The sequence below is a fragment of the Sphingomonas sediminicola genome (assembly GCF_049991885.1).
Classification (GTDB): domain Bacteria; phylum Pseudomonadota; class Alphaproteobacteria; order Sphingomonadales; family Sphingomonadaceae; genus Sphingomicrobium; species Sphingomicrobium sediminicola.
In genome coordinates, this window is sequence record NZ_CP178916.1 from 1,616,008 (window position 1) to 1,640,723 (window position 24,716).

A 24,716-nucleotide genomic window follows, 5' to 3' on the forward strand; every position below is an offset into this window, starting at 1 on the left:
GGCCGCTTCGGCGGCCCTTTTTTATGCTCGCGTCAGGCGATCGCCAGTTGAGCGCGCTTCCGGCGCAAAGCCATTCCAGCCGCACCAAAACCAAGCAACATCAGCGCCCAGGTGGCCGGCTCCGGAACGGCCCCGTCAATCCGGGTGAACGTGACTGCGCCGAAACCCTGATTGTTCCAGATGGAGGTTCCGTTGTTCGAGCCCAGCGACGCGTAGTTCGTGCCGCCCGACCCATAGATGGGAATATTAATGTAGAGCCGGTCGAGCGACGGGCTGAAGAAGTCGTTGTCCGCGTGGAATGCCGCGGCAATGATCACTCCGCCATCCACTGTGAATGAATTTTCGAATTGCGAGAACCAAGAGGTTGCGTCGATCGGATAGGCTAGCGACCCGTCGGGCGAATAGCTGTCGATCAGAACCTGGATCGCAGCTGCCGTGCCGTCATCCGGCAGACCGAGGATCCGTCCGGTCACTGTTCCGGCAACGGCATTGTTGAGGATCGGATCGGAAGAGTCGGTTCCGAATGTGAAAATGAAATCCGCGGCGCGAGACGCGGTGCCGGTGCACATCAGCGCCGCCGCAACGGCGGCGTGCAGCATTCTCGATCTCATGGTCTCCCCCCGGACTATCGTCGATTACAGCTTAACTAACACATTAACCCAAGCGAGTTAACCGTCGGAAATTCGGCGCGTTTCGTTTCAGGATTCAGTGCTGCAACCGCGCATCGCGCGTCGGTTCGCGATGTCCAGGCTTTCAGCAGCCTATCGCCGCTTCGTCCCGTTGCTCATTGGTCGGCCGTGCCTCTTCAGTTTTCTGAAGCTCGCACAGACCTCGTTTGCCGTCATTGCCACGGCCATGATCGCGTTCACCATCGCCTCCACAATGTTCGTGAAGCAACAACTTGATTTTACACCTGAATCGTGGCGACGTCATCGCCTGAAATCAGCAGTAAGCGATCATGTCTAATTCTGGGACGGAAGGCCTCGATCAGCAACCAAGATTTGCTCCGGTCGACCGGCATCCCGGATGAACCAGATCGCGGAATATCCAAGCAGCAAGAGCAATGCTGCCTCTATGATTCGGCTGACCGTTAAAGGGCCGATCATGGCTTGCAGCACGACGCTGGTGAAATGAAGCGATGCACTATGCGCAACCGCCAGAAGCGCCAGCACGATGATTGCGAAGGCACCCAGAGGCACCGATCGGTGCAGGGTTCGGAACCGGAACAGGAACAGGCCGACTATGGCTGCGCCGAATGCGAGAAGCGCCGCGATCATGATGTACGGGCCCGGCCGCTTCCAGTCCGTCAGGCCGGCCGAATGCGAGAAATCGCGGACAGCGGCGCTGACCGCCATCTGAGCGTCAAATGCCCTGAGCAGCGCGAAAAGGCCGCACACGATCGCGATCCGTAGCCAGAATGGAGCCGTGCCCGCGGTGGCGGGGTCCGACCGCATCCTCGATGCCTTTAACGCGACGAGAGCGCACAAGGTATAGGCGGCCGCAAAGATGAGTTCCGCTCTCGTAAGTCCCTCCCCCCAAAGAACTGATGACTACCGATATACGGACACTGCGTCCGGGCCAAGTGGCCGGATTCTTAACCCCGCAAAATGCCGACAAATCCGGCGCCGAGCGCCAGCAGGCCGAGCAAGGCGGTAAATCCCGCGAGCACTGCCGCGCCCGCCCTGTGGCGAAGCCTGTCGCCACGCCTGGCGTAGAGCCCACCGGTCAACATCAGGATGCCGAAAAACAGCCCGAAAAAACTGACGAGGCTTGCGACGTCGACGTACTCCACACTTCCTCCAATTCACCCCTGTGGACGCTCAAACGATCCCAGGAGGCGGAGGTTGCGCAGACCGGGCCGTGCAAGATCGCTCGAAACGGAGTCCCAGAACGGCACTTGCCGAAGCCATTTCTTCGAACAGACATAGACCTCCGCTATGCTGTTTGAGCTTCGGACTTATCAGGAACGACGATGCAGAACGCCAACTTCCCGTCATCTGAAGGCGAGCTTCACCGCGACATTGCGCTTGAAATCTTGGCGTCTCGAGCCAACGGCCTTGAGGAGAAGGTGGTGGTCACGGACATCTCCAGAGACGGGTGCCAGTTGCAGACGTCCGCCGCTTTCAACGTAGGGGAAGTCATCACTCTGCAACACGATGTGCTCGGCAAGCTTGCGGGCGAGGTACGATGGGCCTCCGGGGGACGAGCAGGTCTGCAGTTTCTACGATCGCTCTAGCGTGGCGCCACTAATCTAAAGCCGCGGATCGTCTGCCGGATTCACGTAGGTGATCTGGAAGGGACCGCGTGCGCTGATCTGCACCGTCGCGCCCTGGGTCGTCGATGCATAGTGGTTCATGTTGGCGGGTGCGACGGCCGAGTCCCCTCGGCCCAGGACCGTTCTCCTGCCCTCATCCATCACCGGCCCCATCCCGAGCGTCAGGGCGCCATGGACCACCGTCACATGTTCATCCGTCGGATGGCGATGCGGCGGGACGGCATAACCCGGCGGAAACTTCAGCTGGATGACGAACGGCCCGGCCTGCCCCGGATCGCCTGACACGACCGCGAGCTTCGCGCCTTTCGGGAGCGATGGCGGCGCCGGACCCCAGGTCAGCGCCGGCCTGGCCTCGGTATGAACCGCGGATCCGGCAAGCAATGCAACGACACCGACAAGTACAAGCCTTCTCATGGCGCTTGCCTCCGTGGTTGCCCCACGGAAATATCATACCACGAATACGCCGCACATCGACAGGCTGGATTCTTGTAGTCAATCCATTGCCGATCTGGGCCGCGGAGCCATATGAAGTCACAAATCAGTTTTGGCGGAAAAGCATGATTGACTTCGCGACATTGTTCGAGCGGAAGATGACCTATCCGCATCCAACGGCCCGCGAGCGACTAGATCGTCTGGTTGGCCTGGATGAGCACAAAGCCAAGCTGACGAAGATCCTGTCCCTGCTGGTCAACCCTCGGGGACTGAGGCGCTGGGGCGATCACCATCATCCGGGTGCAAAGCTTCTGGTTGAATCGGTTCTTCACCGGCCACCCCTTGTCATCCTCGGGGGCGACGTTGGATCAGGCAAAACCGAAATTGCGGAGACAATCGGCGATGCAGTCGCCCGACAAGAGCACATCGCCATCGTCCTACTGCCCCTGAGTCTTTCCGCGAGAGGGAAAGGCAAAGTTGGAGAGATGACGCAGCTCATCTCTGGCGCCTTCGACTACACGGTGAAGGAAGCTTCGGCGATGAAGGCGAAGGGCAGCAACGAAGGAGCCGTCATCCTCCTGGTCGACGAGGCCGATGCTCTCGCGCAGTCCCGCGAGACCGCCGAAATGCACCACGAGGACGTGAGTGGCGTCAACGCCTTCATCCGGGGCGTCGACCGGTTGGCGAACGAGCGGCTGCCAGCGGCAGTCATCATGTGCACGAACCGGTACGAAGCGCTCGATCCGGCAGTTAAGCGCCGATCCGCCGAGCATCTGATCTTCGGCCGCCCGGACGATGACGGGCGGCGCGCGCTCCTCGGACCGCGACTGGCGGAGCTCGGATTTTCCGATGCCGACGTAGACGCAATCGTGGCGGCAACCGGTCCTCGAAACGGCCTTCCCGGCTTCACCTATTCCGACCTGACGCAGCGGCTGGTCCCGTCGATCGTGCTGGACGCCTACCCCTCCAAGCCGATCGAGCCGGCTCGCGCGGTCGCCATCGCCAGGGCATTGCAGCCCTCGCCGCAGTTCAAGGACCAGCGCTAGAGCGCTCGGGCATTGTTTCACGGGCTCAATCTGCTATGGGCCCCGGCTTCCGACACATCATCGGAAAAGCTGCGGGAGGTCGCCTCGTGCGATCGCTTGGACCGCTAAACTTGAAACGAGAGTGACATGGCAAAGAAAATCACAGGCTATATCAAGCTGCAGGTGCCCGCGGGCATCGCGAACCCGTCGCCGCCGATCGGTCCGGCGCTGGGTCAGCGCGGCGTGAACATCATGGAATTCTGCAAGGCGTTCAACGCCGCCACGCAGGAACTCGAGAAGGGCGCCCCGATCCCGACGGTCATCACCGTCTATGCGGACCGCAGCTTCTCCTTCACGACGAAGACGCCGCCGGCGAGCTTCCTCCTGAAAAAGGCAGCGAACCTCAAGTCGGGCTCGAAGGAGCCGGGCAAGGTCAGCGCGGGGACCATCAAGCGCTCGAAGCTCGCTGAAATCGCCGAGGCCAAGATGAAGGACCTCAACGCCAACGACATCGAGGCGGCAACGAAGATCATCGAAGGCTCCGCTCGCGCGATGGGCCTCCAGGTTGTGGAGGGCTAAGCCATGACGAAGCAGACCAAGAAGCAGAAGGCACAGGCCGGTTCGGTCGACCGCGAGAAGTTCTACGCGGTGGACGAGGCGCTGGCGCTGGTGAAGCAGAACGCCACGTCTAAGTTCGACGAGACCGTCGAAGTTGCTCTCAACCTCGGCGTAGACCCGCGCCACGCCGACCAGATGGTCCGTGGCGTCGTCAACCTGCCGAAGGGCACGGGCAAGACCGTCCGCGTCGCCGTTTTCGCCAAGGGCGCGAAGGCAGAGGAAGCCACCAAGGCGGGCGCCGACGTAGTCGGAGCCGAGGACTTGATGGAGACCATCCAGGGCGGCCAGATCGATTTCGACCGCGTTATCGCGACGCCGGATATGATGGGCGTCGTCGGTCGCCTCGGTAAGGTGCTGGGCCCCAAGGGCCTGATGCCGAACCCGAAGCTCGGCACCGTCACCATGGACGTCACCAAGGCCGTCACCGACGCCAAGTCGGGCCAGGTCGAGTTCCGCGTCGAGAAGGCGGGCATCATCCACGCCGGCATCGGCAAGGCGAGCTTCTCCGAGGGCGACCTCAAGGAGAACTTCACTGCCTTCATGGACGCGATCGTCAAGGCGAAGCCGTCGGGCGCAAAGGGCAAGTTCGTGAAGAAGATCGCGATCAGCTCGACCATGGGTCCGGGCCTCAAGATCGACAGCACGGAAATCGCGGGCGCCTAAAGGCTCCAGCGACTGACGATTACAGGGCCGGGTTCCCCAGGGGAGCTCGGCCCTTTTTCTTTTGGGTCAGGTCACACCCTCTCGAGCGCCATTGCGATGAGCGCTCCGGCAGCGATCGCAACGCCATAGGGGATACCGGCCTTGGGCCGGAGCAGGACGACGCGTTGGCGCAGCCCCTCGCTCCAGCCGAACGCACGGAGTGCGATGACGATCAGCGCCAACACTCCGCCGGCAATTGCTACGCAGATCAGCATCCACAAGCCCCCGGCGAAGTCGAACCAGAGACCCGCGGCGGCGAGTAACTTTACGTCTCCGCCACCAAGCTTGCCTGCTGCGAACATCGGCGTCCCGACCGCCAGCAGCCCAAGGAAGACGACCAGATTCTTCCAGAGGCTGATTTCGGGACCAACGAGCACCGCGGCCACAATCGCTCCGATCAGGACCAGCAGGACCGTGATATTGGAGATCCGAAGGCGGATTGCGTCTTCAACGGCGGCCGCGACCAACAGGGCCGAGAGTAAGAGCGCCAGCCACTGCGGCGCCTCGATTGCCAGGTTCACTTGGCGACCTGCGCCATTGCCAGATTGTTTGCCGCCCTCGCATAATATTGGCTGCGAGCCTGAATTGCCTGCGTGAAGGCCGCGACGGCCTTGCGATTGTTACCCTGCACTCTTGCAATCACTCCTGCATCGTTGAGCCGGGCTGCCCAGTCGCCTTCGCTTTCCCCGGCCCGTCGCTGCGGTAAGTCCTCGGTGACTGCCGCGCGGGCGAGTTCCAGATTGGCTGCAATGCGCGGAGACTTCGGGTCGATCGCTGCCGCCTGTTCGAACTTCGCGAGGGCATTTCTCCACTGGCCGCGGACCAGCAGGGACCAACCGACATTGTTCAGCACTTCAGCGCGATCAGGTGCGAGCCGGGCAGCCTGAGCGTACGCCTGGTCGGCAACGGCCCAATTAGCGCGATAATCGGCAGCAACGCCCTTCGCGTTCCAGGCCCGCCAGGTCGCCGTCGGATAGGTGGTGGCGCGATCGAGCAGTTTCTCGCCCTGAGCCAAATCGCCGAGCCGCATCGCGGCGACACCGGCATTCTCGTACATGACCCCGTCACCTTTATTGGCGACGAGCAGCTGCAGGTAGATTGGAAGCGCGGACTGATAATCGCCGGAAGCGTAGGCGAGGTCCGCAATAAGGCGATCGATCTCCGTACCCTTCGCGCCGGCCTTGATCGCGTTGCCGATCATCAGCCGCGCCTGCTCGAGGCGGCCTGCCTTGATAGCGTAGGACGCCTCGCTCAGCGGCTGGACCGGAGGAACGACAACGGCTGCGGGTGCAGGCTTGGCGCCCGCCAATGCCAACGCAACCGCAAGGGCGATCATGTGCGGACTGTACGCAGGGCTTTGCGGCTGGCCGCGTCCGTTCCCAGAAGCACGACCATGTGCGACCCCGAAGCGCGACGTGCGATCGGGAAGCCGAACTGGGCGGAGAGCCGCTGCGCAAGCGCACGCTGGTTCGCCGGATAGAGGATCACGCTGCGCGTTCGCGTTGCCTGCGCATTGCCGATCGAGAGGCCGCGCCACCCGCGAGCCGCGAGCCAGACGCGGGTGCGTGCCGCCAGACGATCCACTCGGGCCGCATTCAGCAGCCGGACCTTGACCGGCAGCGCATAGGCCTGACGAAGCGGGACGAAGCGAAGCGTGGTGGTGCGATCGTTCCGCGCCACCGTGGTCGGCTGCCATACTGGCTTGGGCACGGTGATGAGCGCGATCTCACCCATCGACATGCGTTCCAGGCGCGGGCCGCGCTCCTCCGCCACGACAGGCTCCGCGACCGGCCGCACGTAAGGCTTCAAGGGCACGAATACGGCCTCCTGGGGCGGCTCGTCCAAAGGCATGGCCGGAGCGAGCGGAACAGCTGCTGCGGGCTTTGACGCAGGAACTGACTGAACGGGTCGGGGTGGTGGAAGCTTGATCGTGACCGAGCGCCCTACGGCTGCAGTCTGCACGGCGGGCTTCGAAGCGGCTGCCGGCGCTGCTGCAGTCTCAGCCGGAACCGGTGCCGGGGCTTCAGCCACCATCTCGACACGCGCGGTCTGGATCGCCGGGACGTCGACTCCAACCCTCTCGGGTGTCGATACGGAAAGCGCGACCGGTGCCGCCGCCCATGTCCGGGGAGCAGGAGCCGTTTCGACGGCGGGAGCAGCCGCGACTTGCACCGGCTCGACGGGGACGATGACCGCCGGTGCTGCAGCGGCAGTTTGGACAGCCTCGGTCTCGGGAGCGCTCCGCATCGGCGCGGGAACTTCCGCAACCGCTTGCTCAAGTGCGGCCGAAGCCGCTGCCCGGGCCGCGATTTCCTGGCGGACGCCCAATGCCTCTTCAGTCCGCCCCTGCAGCTGCAACGACGAAGCCAATGCGCCAAGGATTTCCGTGCTGCTGGGCGCCAGTGCGAGCGCCGCCTCGTAGTTGCGGCGGGAAAGGTCGAAACGGCCCATCTGGTCGTAGCAGGTTGCGATACCGACGAGCGCGTCGGGGTTGTTCGGATCTTCGCGCTGGGCAAGACGGAAGGCTTCGAGCGCGAGGGCCACGTTCCCAAGCGCGAGCTGCCCCCGAGCCTCCGCGATGCGGTACGGAACTGCGCGCTGGCCCTGGGCTAGCGGCGTTGGGGTCGAGCGGATCTCAAGCTTGCCCTGCTGGCCTCCACAGCCAGCAACCGCCAGCATCGTCGTAGAAACCAGGAATTTGCCCCCCCGTCTCATATCAGCCTCCTGCCATTGCCGGCACCAGTGTCCTGATCACCCTGATGATAGCCGGGAGCATCAACACGCCGATCATCACCGGCAGCATGCACCCGACGAGTGGAATTGATAGAAGCACCGGCAAGCGGTGAGCCTTTTCCTCGGCTCGCATCCGGCGGTGTTCACGCATCTCGGCTGCATAGACCCGCAAGGTCTGCGCAATGGAGGAGCCCAGCTTTGAGGACTGGATCAGCAACGTGGCGAATGCCCGGATCTCCTCGGCGCCAGCACGATCAGCCATCCGACGAAGAGCATCCTCGTGGCTTCGACCTGCGCGAAGCTCGAGCACGACTGCGCCGAACTGCTCGGCGAGCTTGGGATGCGAAGTCGTCATTTCCATGCCGACCCTCGCGAACGCCGAGTCCATGCCAAGGCCCGCTTCCACGCAGACCAGCATAAGATCGAGGGCGTCCGGGAATCCGTTGATGATTTCGCGCTGCCGACGGTCAGCCTTTGCAGCGATGAAGACCGACGGGAGGTAGAGGCCCGCAAGCGCAGAAATCACGACGATGGCGTAGACTTTGAAAATTCCCGGCGACGAGCCGGTTGACCACAAAATGGCGAACATCAAAACCGGAAGGCCGATCACCATTACCAGACGCACCAGCGTGTAGATGCGCGGTGCATAGGGCGCTGTGAAACCGGCCGCGGCGAGCTTCTTTCGTAGCGAATCGTCGCGTGTGTCGACGAGCGAAAGGCCTGCCTTCTCGATCCCGTTGACGAGCCTAAGCCAAGCGCTTTCGGCGGCCTGCGAACGGAGCGATGCCCCCACCACCTGATGACCGCTGTCGGGTCCTTCGATCAGGCGACGCCGCGATAGCTGCCTCGCGGTCACTGCAGCGGTCACGAAATAACCACCGACGACGACTAGCGCAAACAGGCCCAGCAGGATGCCGAGGCGGAGAAGCGGATATTCGGTGAGCAACGCGGTCATACGACTCTAGACCTTCAAATCGACCATCTTGCGGATCGTGATGAAGCCGATGACGTACATCAGGATCAGTCCGAGGAAGCTCGGCATGAAGGCCGGGTCATCGGCAACATCCAGATAGAAAGACGGGTTCATCAGGAACAACATGGCAAAGGCGAACACTGGCAACACGGTCAGCATAATGGCCGTCATGCGGCCTTCGCTCGAGAGCGCGCGAACCTTCAGGTACATAGAGTGCCGCTCGCGGATCACCGTCGAAAGGTTGTCGAGAATTTCGGCGAGGTTGCCGCCCGTTTCGCTCTGCACCGAAAGCGAGACGACGAACATCCGCATGTCCTCAAGATCCCACCGGTCGGCCATCGCCTGCAGCGCGTCGCGAAGCTCGGCGCCATAGGTGACTTCGTCGACGACGACGCCGAATTGGCTGCCGATCGGATCCGGCATCTCTACGGTCAAAAGATCCAGCGCGGCGGCAATCGGGTGTCCGGCGCGCAAACCGCGGACGAATACGTCGAGCGCCGTCGGAAACTGGTCCTGCATCTTCTTGCGGGTTCTGTTCGCCTTGAACTGAAGGAACATCAGCGGAAGGAATGCGCCCACAACAACTGCAAACGTACCAATCATCACAATTCGGCCGAGCGCGACCGGAATGCCCAGAAGCGCCATGACCAGCAGAATCGCGAAGAAGATGGCGATCGGCGCGATGAGGATCATCAGCATCAGTCGCCCGGTCGGGATCGTAACCTGAGCCGCGACGAGCATCCGTTCGAACTTCTGTCCGAAATGCTTGAGCAGTGGTGGAAGGCCGGTCGGAAGCGCGCTGTCGCGACGGCGAAGCAGGCTCATGGTCTGCTCGCGATCGCGGCCTTCCGCGATCATCCTCAGGCGGAGGTTGATCGCCCTACCTTCCGAACGGCTGTTCGCCATCCAGCCCACGAGCACTTCGACAAGCAGGAGGACGGCACCAAACGTGCAGCCCAGGATCAGTGCTTTGAGCCAGGCGTCAGTCATCCCTCGAGCTTCGCATCAGGACGGAAGAGATCCGCGGACAATGTCACGCCGTGGGCCATGACCTGTTCGATGAACTTCGGCCGGATTCCAGTCGCTTCGAACTTTCCGAGAACCTGGCCGTCAGGAGAAATGCCAGTCTGACGGAAGCGGAAGATCTCCTGCATCGTCACGACGTCGCCTTCCATGCCGGTCAACTCCGAAAGGCTAAGGAGCTTGCGGCGGCCGTCCGAAAGGCGTCCGATCTGGATCACGACATTCAGTGCGGATGAGATCTGCGCCCGCGCCGACCGTGCCGGGATGTCGATGCCGCTCATGCCAATCATTTGCTCGACGCGGGACAATGCGTCGCGGGCCGTGTTGGCGTGGACCGTCGTCATCGATCCGTCGTGGCCGGTGTTCATCGCCTGAAGCATGTCGAATGCTTCGCCGGCGCGCACCTCGCCAACGATAATACGGTCAGGCCGCATACGAAGCGCGTTCTTGACGAGCTCGCGTTGCGTGATCTCGCCCTTGCCCTCAATGTTCGCCGGGCGTGTCTCGAGCCTGACGACATGCTCCTGCTGCAGCTGAAGCTCTGCCGAGTCCTCGATCGTGACGATGCGCTCGCGGTTGTCGATGAACGCGGACATTGCGTTCAGCATCGTCGTCTTACCGGAGCCGGTACCGCCGGAGATCAGGACGTTCCGGCGCGACTTCACGACGGCTTTCAAAACCTCGGCGACTGGTGCGGGCACACTCCCGATCTCGATCAGGCGATCCATGCTGATCGGCACCCGCGCGAACTTACGAATGGACATGGAGGCGCCGTCGATCGCCAGAGGATGGACGATCGCGTTGACGCGGCTGCCATCGGCGAGGCGCGCGTCGACCATCGGGGAGGACTCGTCGATGCGGCGTCCGACCGCCGACACGATCTTCTGTATGATCCGGAGAAGATGGCGCTCGTCCTTGAAGCGGACGTTCGTGTGCTCGAGCACGCCATAGCGCTCGACAAAAACCGAGTTGTGCCCGTTGATCAGGATATCGGTGATCGTCGGGTCCTTGAGGAGCGGCTCGATCGGCCCGAGGCCAAGGAGTTCGTCGAGGACGTCGCTGACCAGCGACTTGCGCTCGCTGTTATTGAGCGCCTGATTCTGCTTCGCCAGTTCCTCGTAGACGATGTCGCCGACTTCCGCCTCGATCTGGCTGCGCGACATCTGGTCGAGCGCCTGGAGGTTGATCACGTCGAGAAGACGCTGGTGAAGCTCGACCTTCAGGTCGGTGTGCGCATCCCGGTTCGCGAAAGCGCCAGCGTCACCGACGGTTACGATCCGCAGTTCTTCCGCGGATCTGGGAGACTCGGTCTGAACCGCCGAACCCGCCTTTTTCTTGACCTGCCACATCTCTTAGCGCTCCCGCCCGAAGGCTGCTGCAATGCCGGCATCTAACATGTCGATGTCCCTGCCGACTGCGCTCTTGCGCTTGATGTCCGAGAGTGGGACGCCTCGCTCGATGGCCGGATGCATCACGGACGGGTCGTTCGCGATCGTGTAAGCAACATCACGTCCAAGCGCTTTCTGGACGTCCGCCTCGCGAACGGTGCGAAGCAAGCCTTTCTCGAACCGATTGATCACGACCCTGAGGTCGACAGACGTAAGATCCTGGTCGCGGAGCAGATCCAGCTGGCGTCGCGCCCGATGGAGGCCGCTCACGCTCATCTCCGTGACGAGAAGAACCATGTCTGCCTGCGCCAGCGCGGACAGGGACCAGTTGGTCCAGCTCGCGGGGAGGTCGACGAAGACCGTCCCGAACTCGCGCTTCGCGATTTCAACGATCTCAATCAGCTGCTCGCTGGAAAGAGCGTCAAGCGGCATCAGCGAAGAAGGGGCCGCGACGACCTTGAGACCGCTGGGATGAGTAGTCATTGTCGCGCGAAGCAATTCGCCGTCGAGCCGCGATCCTGCCTCCAGCAGGTCGAGGAATGTCAGATGCGGCCGGAGCCCGAGCTGGAACGCCGCATTGCCGAACTGCAGGTCGAGATCGAGCAGGCAGACTTCGCGGCCGAAATGCGCTTCGTTCTCTGCGGCGCGGATGGCGAGCTGCGTCAGGAGTGACGTCGCGCCGATCCCGCCGACGCTCTTGATGACGCACACGAGCTTGCCGTTCGCCGACTGTGCGGACGACGTAGCGCGAGCCATCTGGTCGCGGATCGGAAGCAGCGACGTCTCCAGGTCCGCGACGTCGAGCGGCAAGGGCACCACATCGTGCGCTCCTGCCCTGACCAGCGCACGGACGAGTGCAAGCGGCGGGTCGTAGGCGGCGGCAATCAGCGGCGTGCGCGTTGCAGCAGCAAGGGCCTCGAAACGCTTCATGGACGAAGGCTCGCCCGGGTCGACCTGGACGACCGCGGCGGCGCTGCCAGCCAGATCCTCAGGGTCGATCTTGTCCGACGAAGGAACGAGCGAAAGGCTCAGCGGAAATCCCGCGACGCGGGCACCGATCAAGGCAGCGGCATCGCCGTCGGCGCCACTCAGGTACAACTGCACCGCAGTTTCCCGTTTATGCGCCTTCCACGATCCGGCGGTTTCGTTAGGGTTGATCACGCTCACCTGCACACCTCAATTCGAAAAGCTTCCCTGCCCGTCTTCCAGCGTCAGCGATGCGCTCACCGTCGGGAGCTGCAAATTGATGCCCAGGAACTGCAGGATAAGGGACTGGAATCCCACGCCGACCGCACTGACGGTCACGATGGGGGCGACATCTGGTCCGGTCGGATCGCCGGCGTAGCCGAGACCCGAATTGTCATACCTAATGGTCACGTCTTGCGGACTCACGCTCTCGGCAATTTGATTCATCCGAGTGGTGATCGCAGTAAAGGCCGTGTTGTCGACCGGTGTCAGAGTGGGACAGGGACTGGTCACGCAGGTGCATGTCAGTGTTCCCGCCGGGGCAGAACATGACGCCGCGCCAAACTGTGACGTCGGAATAGAGGCGCCCTGCCCTAATATCACCCCGTAGTTCTTGGCTGCGAGGCCCCCGGGAACCATGTTGGTGACGACGGCCATCCGCGCACCCATCTGGGTCGCCTTTTCGACCTGATTGAGCGTCCACATGTACCGGCCGACGTCGATGATGCCGAACAGGAAGAGGATCAGAAGCGGCAGGACCATGGCGAACTCGGCCGCCGTCGCCCCGTCGTCGCGCCGCAGGATGTTTACGGGCTTTCTCATAAGCCCATCACCGGCGCTTCCGACGTGGCATTGAGATTCAGCCCCGCGAAGTTGATCCCAATGAACGAAACCAGCGACGTGTACGGAACGGTCGCGCTGACCGTCACCACGGGAACCCCGCCGAGGCCGTCGTAGAAGGCCCCGTAAGTTCCCGAGGTATCGCACCGCGCCGTCACCGTGACGGACGTGTCCTGGGTCCAGTCGGCGAGGCGGGACGTGCCGCCGGCGGCAACCTGGTTGGTTCGGGTCACCCTGCGCGTGTTGTCCACGACCGTCGGATTGATGGTGTTGGGACAGGTGAAGTTGGTGAAGCCCTGGCGCGAGGCGTAGCGGGCGCCGTCACGTACGGCCTTCACGACGACATGCTCGGAATAGAAGAAATGCCCGAGCTCCATCGAACCCAGCATCAAGGCGATGAGCAACGGCGTCACCAGCGCCATTTCGGCGGCCGCTGAGCCAGAATTTTGGCGGGCAAGTCGCCGGATCATGGCGCTACTCGATCAGGCGCGGAACGTCGCGCCGGCTGATTTGTGGGATTGCGCCGCCTTCACCCGTGCCCGAGGCGCCGATGACTTCGACATAAATGTCGTTCCGGCTTCCGTACGCATTGTCGTAGTTCGTGCCGCCGTAGCTGACGGTGCAGCCGGGGCATTTGTTGCGGTCGATGCTCGGCTCGACGAGGAATACGTCGATGAAGCCGGCGACTGGCAAATTCCTCTTTCCATTGAGGCCCGTCGTGGCGGCGACCCTGCGGCAGTTTACCACCGCAGCAGTAATGCGACGGCGGTCGATGCCGGCGGCATCGGGAGCCACGCCTGGAGCGAGGCAGCGGTTCTGGGGCTGGCCATAGGCCGTCGTGCCGCCATTGCCAGGCTTGCCGGTGGTCGGCAGGCGATTTGTCGGATCGGCCGCCTCCCACATATAGGTTTCGTAGCGAGTCACGATCCCGTCGCCATTCGCATCGAGGCCCGGCTCCGTCGTGTAATCGACGCCGAGATGGTTGGTGCGGAAATAGGCGCCCCGGTCCCAATTGCCGTCGCCGACGCGGCCATAAGTGCAAAACGGGAAGGTCGCCGGATTGGCTGTCGTTTTGAAATAATGGCAGCGATCGCGTGGGTATCCCATGATCCCTGGAACGGTACCCGTCGGAAGATCGGCGATCGGCGAGTTCGGAAAATAGCGCGGCGGAGTAGTGCTCGCCATGTCGGCCACGGCGGTGACCGGGTTCTGCTTCCAGACGCACGTGCTGAGCCCGTTATCCAGCACGACGTCCTTCGTGGAGTTGGAGGACGGCGAGCATGGCGGGCTCTTGCAGGTCGATGCGGCTACCGGCTTGAAGTCATACCGCATGTTGAGGGAATCGCGGACGGCGTTCAGGATATTGCCCGTCTCGGTCGTTACTTGCTCGGTGCCGGAGCAATTGCCGAGCAGCGAGTTGGAAGCGAGAGCCTCCGCGACGGTGTTGGCACCCTGGCCCAACTGGTCGAGGAAACCGAAGTTGCCCGGACCCCATTGAGCTCCGCCCTCGGCCATGACGATACCTGTTCCAGGGTTCACGCCACCGGGCGGAAGATTGACGTCCGTATTGCCGACAGGCTCGGTTGGATTGCAGATGAAGAAGGGTACCACGCCGCAGATCGCGCTGCTGAGGCCCGCGACGGCTTTGGCATTCGTCGTTCCTGCGAAGGCGGCGACGATCGGGGTGAAGGCGTAATTCGCGGTGCGTGCATCGACTTGCACCTGGACGATGTTCGCGTCGGCGTCGCCCGTAGCCAGAGTGAACGTCGTCGGGTTGGTATAGGTCGCGTAGAAGGTGATGTTCGCGTCCTGGATTCCGACCGCGAGGCCCGAGGCCGCGTTGTCGTTGGCCATCAGAGTCGAGTTCGAGATCAGCGTCTTTGCCGCTGCACGTGCGCGATCCCTCGCGCCGGTCTCGCCGTCGAGTTGGGTGGCCGCGGAGAGCGCCGCCTGGTCGGCAGCGTTCTGAAGCTCCGTGTCCATGGTCGCGACACGCGCGTAATCGAACGCGAGCCCGCCGGCGGCAATCAATGCAAAAAGCGACAGCCCGACGGTGGGCGCGACGCTGCCCGTATCGCTACGAAGAAAGTTCCGAAGCAAGCGCCGCATCTCTCCTCATCCTTACTTGGGACCGCTGCCGCTGCCCGAGGTGGTTTGCACCTGTTCAACCTGCTTCACGGTATCTGTCCGATAGCGCTTCACCGCGGCGGCACCCTTGTCGCCATGGTCGCCCGGCTGTGCGGCGTCGGCCGCATAGACAGGGTCCGGATCGATCGTCTGGACGGCCTGATCGTACTTGACCGCCTCACCAAAGCCCGGGTCGACCGATCCGGTCTGCGGGTTGACGGTATTGCAGCCGGCCAGGAGGCCGAACGCGAGCGGCGCGAGAAGCAGCCTAGAGGACATGTCCATACTCCTTCTCGAAACCGGTCGGCTTGCGCTGTGCCGATCCACCGGGCGCGGCAGGCGGCGTAGCCGAAAGCGGCTGCCCGAACGGCGGCGGATTGAATTCCGGAGCGACCGGAACGCCGGTGTCCGTGCGGCCGCCTAGGAACAGGTCGGCCTCGTTCGGCGGCTTGACCCGATCGGTCGGGCCGCGGAGCGTGCCGGCGCGAACCGGGCGAACCAGCCGCGGCGTGACGATCATGACCAGTTCCGTCTCTTCCTTCTGGAAGCCGGATGAGCGGAACAGGCTGCCGATGATCGGGATCGAGCCGAGCAGCGGGATCTGTCGAACCGTATCCTGGAAGTCGCGGCGGAGAAGTCCGGCAAGCGCGAAGCTCTCGCCGTCACGGAGCTCGATCGTCGTTTTCGCCCGGCGGGTCTGCAGGCCCGGAATGGACAGGCCGTTGATGACGATCGCCGCGGACGGATCGATCGAGCTGACTTCCGGAGCGACCACCATGTTGATGACGCCGTCGGCAAGCACGGTCGGAGTGAAGGCGAGGCTGACGCCGAACGGCTTCCACTCGACGGTGATAGCATTGTTGTTACCGCCACCGCCGGCGCCACCGCCGCCACCCGAATTCTGGATGACCGGAACCGGGAACTCGCCGCCGGCGAGGAAGCTCGCGGTCTCACCCGACAGAGCGACCAGGGTCGGCTCCGCAAGCGTCGTCACCGCGCCCTTGCGCTCGAGCGCGTCGAGCTGGACCTCGAAGTTGGAACCGAGTGCGCGGAAGGCGCGGGATACGATCCCGTAGCTTCCCTGAACGGCTTCCAGCGTCTTCTGGCTGCCGGTAATCGCGCCGGTTTCCTGGTCGATGATCGGCCGGACAGCAGCGCCGCCGCCGATCACGCCGTCGAGCTTGCCGCCGTCGCTTCCAAAGAACCAGCTGACGCCGAGGTTCTTGAGCGCCGAGCGCTTGATCTCGGAGAAGCGGACTTCGAGCATGACCTGCTGCGACGATCCGATCGAGAGCAGGTTGATGACCTTGCCCGGAGCATAGCTCTCGGCGATCTGGACCGCACGGTCGGCCGCGACGGCATCGGGAACGACGCCTTCGAGAACGATCGAGTCATTTGAGATGCGGGCGCCAATGCCTTCGACCGGCATCAGCTCGGAAAGCTGGCGGCGAAGTGTGATGACGTCCGGACCGACCACGACATCGACGACCGCGATCAGCGTGTTGCTGCGGTCGTAAAGCGTGAGGCTGGTGGTCCCCATCTTCTTGCCGAGGACGTAGAGCGAGCTGTCCGTCAGCGGCAGGACGTCCGCGATCTCGGGGCTTCCGATCAGCGCCTTGGCGTAGGGCCGATCCGACCGGATCACCTGGCTCTTGTTGACGGGAACGGCGACTTCGCCGGCGTGGACCCCTTCAGCGACCGTGATGGCGCTGGCCTGAGCGAGGACCGGCGTGGAGACGCCAACTGCCGCGAGGGCTACCGCGGCAAGCGCGACCCTCCCCAAAAGATCACGACCCATAACCCCCCACTTCATAATTGCTGCCCGTGGTGCCCCGGACAACTTCGACACTATTGGTAACAGGCCGCGGCGGCGCGGAGCGCACAGGCGCGGGCCGGCGGATGATGACGCGGCGCGGAGCGGCCGCGCTGGTGACCTGCGCAGGCGCGGCGGCCGGCGCAGCGCCACCGTAATAGGAATAGCGAAGGTCGTTCATGCTGACGGTTGCGACGCGGCCGAGATCCTGCTGTTCGCCGGGCTTCCTGAGTACCAGGCTGAGCTGGCCGACCTGCTGCGCGAGCGCGAGCTTCTGCGCGTCCGTCGGATTGACTTCGAGGGTCGCCGTCTTGGCGACGATCGGCTTGCCGTCCGCACCCTGTGCGTTCTGGTCGATGGCGATGACCTTGACGGCCTGCAGCAGGACGTCGGTCACCTGGCGATTCTCGGCGCCCGGGAGCGAGCGCGTGATCAGGACGTCCACCGTGTCCATCGGCTGGACGAAGCCAGCGACGCCGGACACGTCGTTGATGCGGACTGCCGCGGCGCGCATGCCGTCGGGCAGGAGGTAGGCGATCGACGGGCCAAGGCCCTCGCCTGCCAGCTTCGTCGCCATGATCGGCTCGTTGACCGCGATCGGTCGAAGCACGACGCGCTTCTTACCTGTGGGCGCGAGCTGGTTGTAATTCGAGAAGATGCCGACGGGCAGGCTGGCGCTCGGATAATCGACGAACTTAACCTTGTCGGGCGTAAGCTCGGTTCCATAGTCCAGTGGAATGGCTGCGACGGCAACCTTGGTCGTTCCTGTCTGAAGTGCCGCGACCCTCTGGTCGGTTCGGCCAATGTAAGCGTTGGCGAGATAGACCGCCAAAATCCCCAGAACCAGCGCCACTGCCAGCGCTATCATCGTCTGCCGTCTCATCTAGGCCCCCGCCAAATGATCCCTGCGGATCATGCCATCATTGATTCCAACAAGATAGTGGGGACCGCTCCCAAGGAACGGCCCCCGAACGCTTAACAATTCGCGGCACTCGGGTTGTTGATGCAGGTGCCTGCACCGTTCATCGTGTTGCCGATGGCCCCGCCAAGGAAGAGTGCGGCAATGGCGATGCCGGTACCCACGATCGCGAGGATCAGGGCATATTCGGCAGCCGACGCACCGCTCTCATCACGCATCATCTTCATGAATGCGGTCATTTGCTTTCCCTCCCAGCTTACAGCCGCGCCCCGAAAGGCGCGGCTGCGCTGAAATCACCCGATTAGCAGTTGGCTGCGCTCGGGCTGTTGATGCAGTTGCCCGCGCCGTTGACAGCGTTGCCGATGGTGCCGCCCAGGAACAGGGCCGCAACGGCGATGCCGGTGCCAACGATGGCGAGAATGAGCGCATATTCGGCCGCCGATGCGCCCGACTCGTCACGGATCATCTTGATGAAAGTCGACATGTGTATTTCCTTCCCTCGAGTACTTTCCGCACCGTGGCGCGGAACTCGCCTTTGCGATCTGAGGAAAGTGGCTGACGCCTTTCGCCGATGTCAGGGTCACGAAAAGCAACTTCGACCCAACAGGACACCGTCGAACTGCCCCCCAAGGCCGCTCGGCTGTCACAAGGGCTGCGCTCGCCTTAGGACTCTGTCAAGCATGAGGATTTAATTCTCGTTAAACTAATCCGTCACCTTAACGAAAGTTAAACCGTTGATTCTAGGTCATTAATTTGCCGGTAACTATTTTCCACTCTGTGGATAACCTGTTTCAAAATCGGACAGATTGAGGCCCGCCGGACACAGGAAGGGTGTCCGGGCCGTAATGAATTTACTGTTGTTTTCCGCGTCGTTAGCCGACTCGGCCCGAATCAGTTTCAGGCGGCAACGCGGCTCCGGTAGGTGACGTTCACCCGCCGCGACAGAAGCAGGTAGGGCAGCCAAAGCCCGACGCTGATCAGCACCTTCTTGACGTTGCCGTCGAGCAAAGCGTGAAGCGCCTGGCCGACCTGCGCCGGGAGACCCGGAGCGCCGGTAACCGCCTGGGCGATCATCAGCTGCATTGCGAGGTCGACAAGCCAGATCGCGACCAGCAGCCTTGGGAACAGAGGCACTCGGCGAAGAGCGGCCACGAAGGCGATGGTGTAGAGCGAGGTCAGCAGGACGACGTCCAGCGTCATCATCATGTGCAGGACGCTCAGCCACTGCGGGACGGGTCCCATGATCGGGGGCATCGACGCCCAATATTCGAGCGCGCGGATCGGCACGTTGAGAAGCATTCCGACGAGCAGCGAGACCATGATTCCGCCGGCGCCATAGAGGTGGTGCCGCTTCGCCTGCTCGGCAGGGATGGTCCGCCACTTGCCCACGCGCGCGAGGCGGGTGCGCGGCTGCGGCTGGTTTTCGCCGTCGGCGAACCAGCGGAGCGCGAGCACCATCGATGCGAAAGGCGCGAGAACCAGCAGGAGCAAGGGAAGAAGACCCTCGATGCCGATCGTGCCCTTGACCGGGCTGAAGGCGATGCGGGTGGCGGTCGCAAGTCCGGCAACCAGCAGCCAGCCCATCATGATCCGGTCGAGGCCGCCCTCGATCGAAACGAGCATCGCCGCCGCTTTAGCGCGGAGGCGGCCGTCGATGCGCTGGCGCACGATGTCGAAACTCACAATCTCAACCCTCTCACCCGTGTTAGCGTTCAATAAGCCTGGAGGCGTTACCGAGGGGTAAAGTCGGGAGAGCGACGAAGTTCCACAATGGGCTGACGGGCAGTGCTTGCGAGGCGATTGCTGAACCGCGCGACCCTGTTAGTCTCATGTCCGCTCGACGGGGGGAGAGTGCATGGGTCGCGGGGGGAAGGACACGGCGCAGACAGCCGGCAATCGCGGCTCCGGGGTCGACGCGCGCAAGCTGATCTGGGGCTACATCCTCCTCCTGACGCTCGCGTGCGCGGGCGCGGTCATCATCGTCGGGGTGATCATGAAGATGGCGGCGAGTCCGCGCTTCGCCGGCGACTTCACCGTTTTCTGGGCCGCCGCAAAGGCGCCCATCGCCGACGTCTACAACTGGTCCGCGCTGGAGAGGTCGCAGGTGGATGCGATCGGCAAGGTCGGGCCGTTCGCCTACCCGCCGACGACCCTGCTGCTGCTGAAGCCGTTCGGGTTGCTGCCGTTCCCGATGGCGCTTGGAAGCTGGGTCGTCATAAGCAGCATCCTGTTCCTCGCCGCGGCCCGCACGCTCATCGGCTGGCGTGAGCTCGCGCTCGCGATCCTCAGTCCCGCGATCGTCATCGCCGTCGCGACCGGGCAGACGTCGCTGATCGTTGGGGCATTGATCCTCGGCGGACTGACCGCGCCGGGGGCCGTCATGCGCGGGGCGATGATCGGCATTGCCGCGGCCATCAAGCCGCAGATGGTCTTCCTGTTTCCGGTGGCCTTCATCGCGGCGCGCGATTGGCGGGCGCTGGGAAGTGCGTTCGCGGCGGGCGCTCTGGCCGTCGGCGCGACCCTGCTGCTGTGGGGTGTCCAGCCCTGGTTCGACTGGCTAGCCTCCTTGCCGCAGTTCACCGAGGTCCTGCGGCAGACGGGCATCGGCATTCGCTCCGTTACCCCGGCGTCGCTGGCAATGCAGGCCGGGCTCGAGACGCCGGTCATGCTTGTTGGGCTGGTTCTCGGTGCAGTACTCGTCTGGAAGGTGTTCAGGACGAGCTTGGAGCCGCTGGACCGGGTCGCGGCGCTCTGCCTCGGCGGGCTTCTCGGCCTTCCCTATGCCTTGTCCTACGACATGACGGCGCTGATCGTCGCGATCACGCCCATGCTCCTGAACCGGTCCGGGACGATCATTTCCTGGGCGGGCGCGGGCATGATTTTCAGCACCACGCTTTCACAGGTCGGCGTGGTTCTCGCGAGCATCGACATCTTCCGCCGGCATTGGAAGGCGAAGATGCGGGAAGCGCCTTGAACATCTCCGCGAAGCACGCCGCGGCCATCGTCGCGCTGGCAGTCGCACTGACCGTCCCGGCGCTGCTGTCGCCGCAGATGACGCACGACAGCTTCTGGATCGACTGGGTGTGGGCGGACCAGTTCACGGCCGAGCTTGCGAAGGGCAATTTCTATCCGCGCTGGCTGCCTCTGTCGCACGGCGGGCTCGGCTCGCCGGTCTTCTATTATTACCCGCCCCTCGCCTTCTACGCCTGCGCCCTGTTCGGGCTGGCGGGGCTTTCGACCTACTGGAGCATTGTCGCCGTGTTCTGCTGCGCCTTCGCCCTAGCTGGTTTCACGATGTACGCGTGGCTTCGCGAAACGGCGAAGTCGCCGCTGCTGGGCGCCTTGCTGTTCATGGCGATGCCCTATCACGTGCTCGACTTCTACGGCCGCGGAGCGCTCGCCGAGTTCACCGCGATCGCGCTGATTCCGCTGGTTGCGCTGGGCGTCAAGCGGGCGGCCGAGGGGCGCTTCGTGCTGGGCGCAATCGCGTATGCGGCGATGATCCTGACCCACGTGCCGCTGGCGCTTCTCGCGAGCATCTTCCTTATCGCGCCTTATGCCGTGTGGCTGTGCTGGAAGGAGCCACGGAAGCTATTGCGGGTGGCCATACCGGTGACGCTGGGCATTCTCCTGTCGGCGATCTTCCTCCTGCCCGCGGTGTTGCTCGAGCCCTATCGCGACACAGCGAACCTGTGGCGGCTCGCGACCTTCAACCCGGAGAGCTGGAGCCTCTGGGCGTGGGGCGCGCCGGGCCCGAACCCCGACATGCGATCCGCAGTCGCGGCTGTGATGCTGATTCTGATCATGCCGATCGTGGTTTTGCTCTTCACGACCGAACGGGTGCGAGGCGCCTATGCCGCCATCATGCTGGTCCTGGCGGCGGGGTTGATCCCCGGCTTCTGGACCCTGCCCGTCCTGCACACGGTCCAGTTTCCATTCCGCCTGCTCCCCCTCGCCGAGTTCGCGATCGCGACGGGTGTTGCCCACCTCGTTCTCCCGCGAGTGCTCATCGCGGCCGCGGTCGTTCCGGTCCTCGTTCCGTCCGCCTTGTTCCTCGCGGTGCATCCCAACCGTCCGGAAGTGACCACCGCTGAGCTTCCCGCGCATCCCGACGTTCCCGAGATGCTCCCGCCGGGCGAGCGGCCGTACACCTGGCCGTCCCGATGGGCGCTGGAACTTTCGAAGCAGCACACCGGCCGGTTGTTCTACTTCCCGACGTGGGAAGTCGAATGTACGGGACAGAAGGTAGAAACCGCGCCGGAACCGGGCACGCAATTGCTGGGCTACAAGGGGCAGGACTGCGAGCTACGGTTGTCGACGTCCCTTGCTGAAAGGCTGGGCGCGATCCTTTCGCTCGCCGGCCTTTTCATCCTTGCAGGGATCGCCTGGGCTCAGCGCCGGACGTGGATGACGCCGACCTTGTCGGAATAGTAGCGCCGCCATTGCGGCGAGGCGTCGAGCTGCTTCACGAGCGGTTCCTTGGGGCTCAGCAGCGTCCAACGAATATCGTATTTGCGAACTGCCCTGTCGAACTTCGGCATGTCGCCGCTGACGATATCCCACCACTCAAGGACGAACGCGTCGCCGTACATGTCGGCCCGGCCGTCGATATAAGGCTTGATGCCCGCAAGGATGAGCGGCCCGCCGAAGTTGTAGCCGTTCAAGACGGCCTCCCTCCTCATTTCCGCGGGCACGTGCGCGAGGAGTTGTTGGGGAGTGGTCTGGCTATGCTTCGGTTCGAAAGGCACCCACAACCGAAGAAGCGCAAGAAGCGCGACGACCGCCAACGCTCCCCCAGCCCAGAGCCGGCGAACCCGCTTGTCCGGGAACAGGGGCTCGGCGGCTCGCTCCCCCGTGAGGTGCGGCGCTAGAACCATGGTCGCGACGATCACCAGCCAGCTCTGATGCCGGATCTGGGAAAAGGCCCAGCCGAGCAGGAAGAGGAGGAGCAGCGTCTCTCCCAGCCGGAGCTTCGCGCCTCTCAGCATCACCACCGCCAGCGTTCCCAGCAAGACGACGTAGAACAGCGGACTGATGCTCGGGGAACTCGGGTTCCATTCCTGGATAAGGTAGACGGACTTCATTCCCAGGATGTTGAGCGGCAGCAGCAGCTGCGTCAGTCCGTTCGCATTGAGGAGCATGGCAAGGACGCTCGCGATCCCGAAAGTGAGCCAGCCCAGCAGGACCGGCCGAGACCAGCGTGCCGACATCACTGCGTCCAGTGCGATCGGGGCCGCGACGATCCACGCGATCGGGAAGCTCCCGTGGAGGTTGGTCCACACCGTGACCAGCAGCGCGAACCACAGCGGCGGGACCTGCTCCTTGTCCCGGTAATCCAGGAGCAGTGAGGTCCACAGCGCGAGAAGCGGCCAGACGAGCACGTGCGGCCGCGCCAGCATGAACTTGGCAAGGATCAGGTCGAGCGCAAGGAACGATACCAGTGTTGCGACCGGCCCGACCCGCTTCCTCAAGTGGGCGAAGACGATCCAGTGAAGCGCCGTGACCGCCAGCGCGACGATTGCCGCCAGCCCCGCAAATCCCGCGAAGTCGAACGCGCTCGCGTAGATGACTTCGGACAGCCACTCGTGCGCGATCCAGGGATGGCCGGCCATCGTGAACGAGAACGGGTCCGTGGTCGGGATCGCGCGGTTTTGCAGGATCCAGCGGCCCGCCGCCACATGCCAGCTTACGTCCCCGTCGCCGAAAAGGCCGGGCTTGCTGGCCAGCAGCGGCGGCAGGAAAAGCACGAAAACCGCGAACAGCAGCTTGTCGAAGAAGCCGTAGCGCTCGGGACGAATGAGCGGTTGCCGAGCAACCATCACGACACCACTGACTCAGCGCAGGCTTCTGGTGCGGCGGTTCGTCCAGCGACATCTCGCGCCTGCGTCAGGACCAGCGCAAGCAGGGCCAGGACCAGCACAGGAAGGGGACTTACGAAACAGACAAGGACGAGCAAGACGGCGAAGATCCAGAGCGACGGCCTTGCCCGTGAGACGAATGCTGGGATTAGCAAGGCAGTCTCGTAGTTCATGGCATAAGGCGACACGAGCAACGCGGCCCCGATGAGTGCTGCAAATAGGAACGCCGGCTCCGAATTGCGCATGACCCAGACGAGCGCGAAGGCGGGGACGGCGAAGAGCAGCGGATCCGAATTGATCATGTAGTGCGATAATTTCGGATTGGACGTGGCGACGCTGACCAGGTCCCGCGCAGCCGCGATCCACTGTGTCCAGGCGTCAGATCCGAACGAAAGCGTCGCCAGGATCGCCAGGGCGGCCGCCACTCCGGCGGCGATCGTTGCTCCGCGAAGATCACGCTCGAACAGGAAGACAAGAGGGAGAAACAGGCAGAGCTGCGGCTTGAGTGCGACTGCAATGCCGAACACGACACCTCGGCAGGCCGGAAACACCAGCCCGCTGAGAATTAGGCCGCCAACCAGAAGGCTCGGCTGGCCGATATGGGCTAGCAAGAGCAGTGGAGGGAAAACAACGACCCACCATGCCGCGCCGGCCCGAAGCGCGGCCCAAACGAACACCCACAGGCCGGCAAGAGTGAAGGTTGCGTAGCTGAGCCAAAACGGCAGCAGTCCCAGCGCCGCGAACAAAAGCAGGGCCGTCGGCGGATAGGCGAAGGGCCGCTGGCCCAGGTTCGTGAAATCGGGCTGTGCCTGCGTGATCGCAGCAATGTCGTAAGCCGAGGAAAGATGGGCGGCAGCGGTCCAGACGGGCGCGAAGTCGGCGCCGAGGGGCTGGAAGGAATTCAACAGGTACAGCACCCATAGGCTGGCGGACGCCAGCGCCACGACGACGACGGCCTCGTAGAGCAGCCGTATCGAATAGCGAGACCGCACGAACCCTCCCCCGTCCCGACAACTGCCGGCTG

General features: G+C 63.4%; 29 protein-coding genes. 7 read left to right on the forward strand and 22 right to left on the reverse strand.

Annotation, left to right across the window (positions count from 1 at the left end):
- Window positions 1-32: 32 nt before the first annotated feature.
- Window positions 33-611 (reverse strand): PEPxxWA-CTERM sorting domain-containing protein, encoded by a 579-nt coding sequence (locus tag ACMC5O_RS08360; RefSeq protein ID WP_426692690.1) that lies wholly within the window; start codon window positions 609-611, stop codon window positions 33-35.
- A gap of 97 nt (window positions 612-708) precedes the next feature.
- Here ACMC5O_RS08360 and ACMC5O_RS08365 point away from each other — a divergent pair, with 97 nt between their 5' ends.
- Window positions 709-966 (forward strand): hypothetical protein, encoded by a 258-nt coding sequence (locus ACMC5O_RS08365; protein ID WP_187709171.1) that lies wholly within the window; start codon window positions 709-711, stop codon window positions 964-966.
- Here ACMC5O_RS08365 and ACMC5O_RS08370 read toward each other — a convergent pair.
- Both ACMC5O_RS08370 and ACMC5O_RS08375 read right to left on the reverse strand, forming a co-directional pair.
- The gene (locus ACMC5O_RS08370) at window positions 963-1,454 is read right to left on the reverse strand and encodes a hypothetical protein (protein ID WP_187709170.1); all 492 of its coding nucleotides are present in this window, start codon (window positions 1,452-1,454) and stop codon (window positions 963-965) included. The two genes, ACMC5O_RS08365 and ACMC5O_RS08370, sit on opposite strands and share 4 nt — an antisense overlap.
- A gap of 140 nt (window positions 1,455-1,594) precedes the next feature.
- On the reverse strand, window positions 1,595-1,792 hold the full coding sequence (locus tag ACMC5O_RS08375) for a hypothetical protein (RefSeq protein WP_187709169.1): 198 nt from the start codon (window positions 1,790-1,792) through the stop codon (window positions 1,595-1,597).
- Window positions 1,793-1,972: 180 nt separating this feature from the next.
- Between ACMC5O_RS08375 and ACMC5O_RS08380 the strand changes: the two genes are divergently transcribed.
- Window positions 1,973-2,236 (forward strand): PilZ domain-containing protein, encoded by a 264-nt coding sequence (locus ACMC5O_RS08380; protein WP_187709168.1) that lies wholly within the window; start codon window positions 1,973-1,975, stop codon window positions 2,234-2,236.
- 15 nt (window positions 2,237-2,251) lie between these two features.
- Here the strand turns inward: ACMC5O_RS08380 and ACMC5O_RS08385 are convergent, their stop codons facing one another.
- A complete protein-coding gene (locus ACMC5O_RS08385; RefSeq protein ID WP_426692691.1) occupies window positions 2,252-2,689 on the reverse strand; it encodes a cupin domain-containing protein in 438 nt (145 codons plus the stop codon).
- A gap of 143 nt (window positions 2,690-2,832) precedes the next feature.
- On the opposite strand from ACMC5O_RS08385, the gene ACMC5O_RS08390 reads away from it, so the two are divergent.
- The 3 genes from ACMC5O_RS08390 (at window position 2,833) to rplA (ending at window position 5,013) form a co-directional block, all read left to right on the forward strand.
- Entirely contained in the window at window positions 2,833-3,753 is a 921-nt protein-coding gene (locus ACMC5O_RS08390; RefSeq protein WP_426692692.1) for an AAA family ATPase, read from the forward strand.
- Window positions 3,754-3,879: 126 nt separating this feature from the next.
- Complete coding sequence (gene rplK, locus ACMC5O_RS08395) at window positions 3,880-4,311, forward strand: 50S ribosomal protein L11 (RefSeq protein ID WP_187709166.1); 432 nt, start codon at window positions 3,880-3,882, stop codon at window positions 4,309-4,311.
- Window positions 4,312-4,314: 3 nt separating this feature from the next.
- Window positions 4,315-5,013, forward strand: a complete 699-nt coding sequence (gene rplA / locus ACMC5O_RS08400) for a 50S ribosomal protein L1 (RefSeq protein ID WP_187709165.1) — start codon at window positions 4,315-4,317, stop codon at window positions 5,011-5,013.
- 71 nt (window positions 5,014-5,084) lie between these two features.
- On the opposite strand, the gene ACMC5O_RS08405 is transcribed toward rplA, so the two are convergent.
- The 16 genes from ACMC5O_RS08405 to ACMC5O_RS08480 form a co-directional block, all read right to left on the reverse strand.
- Window positions 5,085-5,573: an A24 family peptidase gene (locus ACMC5O_RS08405; protein WP_426692693.1), complete on the reverse strand. Its 489-nt coding sequence runs from the start codon at window positions 5,571-5,573 to the stop codon at window positions 5,085-5,087.
- Window positions 5,570-6,388: a tetratricopeptide repeat protein gene (locus tag ACMC5O_RS08410; RefSeq protein ID WP_187709163.1), complete on the reverse strand. Its 819-nt coding sequence runs from the start codon at window positions 6,386-6,388 to the stop codon at window positions 5,570-5,572. The genes ACMC5O_RS08405 and ACMC5O_RS08410 overlap by 4 nt, the downstream gene beginning before the upstream one ends.
- Window positions 6,385-7,767 carry a LytR C-terminal domain-containing protein gene (locus tag ACMC5O_RS08415; protein WP_426692694.1) on the reverse strand — a complete coding sequence of 461 codons (1,383 nt, stop codon included), beginning with the start codon at window positions 7,765-7,767 and terminating at the stop codon, window positions 6,385-6,387. Before ACMC5O_RS08415 ends, ACMC5O_RS08410 begins: the two co-directional genes overlap by 4 nt.
- Before the next feature lies 1 nt (window position 7,768).
- A complete protein-coding gene (locus ACMC5O_RS08420; RefSeq protein ID WP_187709161.1) occupies window positions 7,769-8,740 on the reverse strand; it encodes a type II secretion system F family protein in 972 nt (323 codons plus the stop codon).
- 6 nt (window positions 8,741-8,746) lie between these two features.
- The gene (locus ACMC5O_RS08425) at window positions 8,747-9,748 is read right to left on the reverse strand and encodes a type II secretion system F family protein (RefSeq protein ID WP_187709160.1); all 1,002 of its coding nucleotides are present in this window, start codon (window positions 9,746-9,748) and stop codon (window positions 8,747-8,749) included.
- Window positions 9,745-11,130: a CpaF family protein gene (locus ACMC5O_RS08430; RefSeq protein ID WP_187709159.1), complete on the reverse strand. Its 1,386-nt coding sequence runs from the start codon at window positions 11,128-11,130 to the stop codon at window positions 9,745-9,747. The genes ACMC5O_RS08425 and ACMC5O_RS08430 overlap by 4 nt, the downstream gene beginning before the upstream one ends.
- A 3-nt stretch (window positions 11,131-11,133) precedes the next feature.
- Window positions 11,134-12,336, reverse strand: a complete 1,203-nt coding sequence (locus ACMC5O_RS08435; RefSeq protein WP_222949902.1) for an AAA family ATPase — start codon at window positions 12,334-12,336, stop codon at window positions 11,134-11,136.
- Window positions 12,337-12,345: 9 nt separating this feature from the next.
- Window positions 12,346-12,957: a TadE/TadG family type IV pilus assembly protein gene (locus tag ACMC5O_RS08440; protein WP_426692695.1), complete on the reverse strand. Its 612-nt coding sequence runs from the start codon at window positions 12,955-12,957 to the stop codon at window positions 12,346-12,348.
- Window positions 12,954-13,445, reverse strand: a complete 492-nt coding sequence (locus tag ACMC5O_RS08445; RefSeq protein ID WP_187709157.1) for a TadE/TadG family type IV pilus assembly protein — start codon at window positions 13,443-13,445, stop codon at window positions 12,954-12,956. Before ACMC5O_RS08445 ends, ACMC5O_RS08440 begins: the two co-directional genes overlap by 4 nt.
- A gap of 4 nt (window positions 13,446-13,449) precedes the next feature.
- On the reverse strand, window positions 13,450-15,084 hold the full coding sequence (locus ACMC5O_RS08450; protein ID WP_187709156.1) for a pilus assembly protein TadG-related protein: 1,635 nt from the start codon (window positions 15,082-15,084) through the stop codon (window positions 13,450-13,452).
- Between the two features lie 12 nt (window positions 15,085-15,096).
- Window positions 15,097-15,381, reverse strand: coding sequence for a hypothetical protein (locus ACMC5O_RS08455; protein ID WP_187709155.1), 285 nt, complete (start codon window positions 15,379-15,381; stop codon window positions 15,097-15,099).
- The gene (locus ACMC5O_RS08460) at window positions 15,371-16,915 is read right to left on the reverse strand and encodes a type II and III secretion system protein family protein (RefSeq protein ID WP_426692696.1); all 1,545 of its coding nucleotides are present in this window, start codon (window positions 16,913-16,915) and stop codon (window positions 15,371-15,373) included. Before ACMC5O_RS08460 ends, ACMC5O_RS08455 begins: the two co-directional genes overlap by 11 nt.
- Window positions 16,890-17,798, reverse strand: a complete 909-nt coding sequence (gene cpaB / locus ACMC5O_RS08465) for a Flp pilus assembly protein CpaB (RefSeq protein ID WP_222949901.1) — start codon at window positions 17,796-17,798, stop codon at window positions 16,890-16,892. Before cpaB ends, ACMC5O_RS08460 begins: the two co-directional genes overlap by 26 nt.
- 92 nt (window positions 17,799-17,890) lie before the next feature.
- On the reverse strand, window positions 17,891-18,073 hold the full coding sequence (locus ACMC5O_RS08470) for a Flp family type IVb pilin (RefSeq protein ID WP_246444365.1): 183 nt from the start codon (window positions 18,071-18,073) through the stop codon (window positions 17,891-17,893).
- A 62-nt stretch (window positions 18,074-18,135) separates the two neighbouring features.
- Window positions 18,136-18,318: a Flp family type IVb pilin gene (locus ACMC5O_RS08475; RefSeq protein ID WP_246444364.1), complete on the reverse strand. Its 183-nt coding sequence runs from the start codon at window positions 18,316-18,318 to the stop codon at window positions 18,136-18,138.
- Window positions 18,319-18,731: 413 nt separating this feature from the next.
- Complete coding sequence (locus ACMC5O_RS08480; protein ID WP_426692697.1) at window positions 18,732-19,517, reverse strand: DUF2569 domain-containing protein; 786 nt, start codon at window positions 19,515-19,517, stop codon at window positions 18,732-18,734.
- Window positions 19,518-19,689: 172 nt separating this feature from the next.
- On the opposite strand from ACMC5O_RS08480, the gene ACMC5O_RS08485 reads away from it, so the two are divergent.
- Both ACMC5O_RS08485 and ACMC5O_RS08490 read left to right on the forward strand, forming a co-directional pair.
- Window positions 19,690-20,808: a glycosyltransferase family 87 protein gene (locus ACMC5O_RS08485; RefSeq protein ID WP_426692698.1), complete on the forward strand. Its 1,119-nt coding sequence runs from the start codon at window positions 19,690-19,692 to the stop codon at window positions 20,806-20,808.
- Window positions 20,805-22,265 carry a hypothetical protein gene (locus ACMC5O_RS08490; protein WP_426692699.1) on the forward strand — a complete coding sequence of 487 codons (1,461 nt, stop codon included), beginning with the start codon at window positions 20,805-20,807 and terminating at the stop codon, window positions 22,263-22,265. Before ACMC5O_RS08485 ends, ACMC5O_RS08490 begins: the two co-directional genes overlap by 4 nt.
- Here the strand turns inward: ACMC5O_RS08490 and ACMC5O_RS08495 are convergent.
- Entirely contained in the window at window positions 22,226-23,653 is a 1,428-nt protein-coding gene (locus ACMC5O_RS08495) for a hypothetical protein (RefSeq protein ID WP_187709149.1), read from the reverse strand. The two genes, ACMC5O_RS08490 and ACMC5O_RS08495, sit on opposite strands and share 40 nt — an antisense overlap.
- Window positions 23,653-24,684 (reverse strand): glycosyltransferase family 87 protein, encoded by a 1,032-nt coding sequence (locus ACMC5O_RS08500; protein ID WP_187709148.1) that lies wholly within the window; start codon window positions 24,682-24,684, stop codon window positions 23,653-23,655. The genes ACMC5O_RS08495 and ACMC5O_RS08500 overlap by 1 nt, the downstream gene beginning before the upstream one ends.
- Between the last annotated feature and the right edge of the window lie 32 nt (window positions 24,685-24,716).

Bases quoted from the DNA above. Each gene is read 5' to 3' on its own strand.
- ACMC5O_RS08360 (WP_426692690.1), bottom strand. From the start codon at position 611: ATGAGATCGAGAATGCTGCACGCCGCCGTTGCGGCGGCGCTGATGTGC.
- ACMC5O_RS08485 (WP_426692698.1), top strand. From the start codon at position 19,690: ATGGGTCGCGGGGGGAAGGACACGGCGCAGACAGCCGGCAATCGCGGC.
- rplK (WP_187709166.1), top strand. From the start codon at position 3,880: ATGGCAAAGAAAATCACAGGCTATATCAAGCTGCAGGTGCCCGCGGGC.
- ACMC5O_RS08385 (WP_426692691.1), bottom strand. From the start codon at position 2,689: ATGAGAAGGCTTGTACTTGTCGGTGTCGTTGCATTGCTTGCCGGATCC.
- ACMC5O_RS08420 (WP_187709161.1), bottom strand. From the start codon at position 8,740: ATGACCGCGTTGCTCACCGAATATCCGCTTCTCCGCCTCGGCATCCTG.
- ACMC5O_RS08460 (WP_426692696.1), bottom strand. From the start codon at position 16,915: ATGAAGTGGGGGGTTATGGGTCGTGATCTTTTGGGGAGGGTCGCGCTT.
- ACMC5O_RS08380 (WP_187709168.1), top strand. From the start codon at position 1,973: ATGCAGAACGCCAACTTCCCGTCATCTGAAGGCGAGCTTCACCGCGAC.
- ACMC5O_RS08445 (WP_187709157.1), bottom strand. From the start codon at position 13,445: ATGATCCGGCGACTTGCCCGCCAAAATTCTGGCTCAGCGGCCGCCGAA.
- ACMC5O_RS08430 (WP_187709159.1), bottom strand. From the start codon at position 11,130: ATGTGGCAGGTCAAGAAAAAGGCGGGTTCGGCGGTTCAGACCGAGTCT.
- ACMC5O_RS08410 (WP_187709163.1), bottom strand. From the start codon at position 6,388: ATGATCGCCCTTGCGGTTGCGTTGGCATTGGCGGGCGCCAAGCCTGCA.
- ACMC5O_RS08440 (WP_426692695.1), bottom strand. From the start codon at position 12,957: ATGAGAAAGCCCGTAAACATCCTGCGGCGCGACGACGGGGCGACGGCG.
- ACMC5O_RS08390 (WP_426692692.1), top strand. From the start codon at position 2,833: ATGATTGACTTCGCGACATTGTTCGAGCGGAAGATGACCTATCCGCAT.
- ACMC5O_RS08425 (WP_187709160.1), bottom strand. From the start codon at position 9,748: ATGACTGACGCCTGGCTCAAAGCACTGATCCTGGGCTGCACGTTTGGT.
- ACMC5O_RS08370 (WP_187709170.1), bottom strand. From the start codon at position 1,454: ATGCGGTCGGACCCCGCCACCGCGGGCACGGCTCCATTCTGGCTACGG.
- ACMC5O_RS08455 (WP_187709155.1), bottom strand. From the start codon at position 15,381: ATGTCCTCTAGGCTGCTTCTCGCGCCGCTCGCGTTCGGCCTCCTGGCC.
- ACMC5O_RS08450 (WP_187709156.1), bottom strand. From the start codon at position 15,084: ATGCGGCGCTTGCTTCGGAACTTTCTTCGTAGCGATACGGGCAGCGTC.
- ACMC5O_RS08475 (WP_246444364.1), bottom strand. From the start codon at position 18,318: ATGTCGACTTTCATCAAGATGATCCGTGACGAGTCGGGCGCATCGGCG.
- rplA (WP_187709165.1), top strand. From the start codon at position 4,315: ATGACGAAGCAGACCAAGAAGCAGAAGGCACAGGCCGGTTCGGTCGAC.
- ACMC5O_RS08415 (WP_426692694.1), bottom strand. From the start codon at position 7,767: ATGAGACGGGGGGGCAAATTCCTGGTTTCTACGACGATGCTGGCGGTT.
- ACMC5O_RS08470 (WP_246444365.1), bottom strand. From the start codon at position 18,073: ATGACCGCATTCATGAAGATGATGCGTGATGAGAGCGGTGCGTCGGCT.
- cpaB (WP_222949901.1), bottom strand. From the start codon at position 17,798: ATGAGACGGCAGACGATGATAGCGCTGGCAGTGGCGCTGGTTCTGGGG.
- ACMC5O_RS08495 (WP_187709149.1), bottom strand. From the start codon at position 23,653: ATGGTTGCTCGGCAACCGCTCATTCGTCCCGAGCGCTACGGCTTCTTC.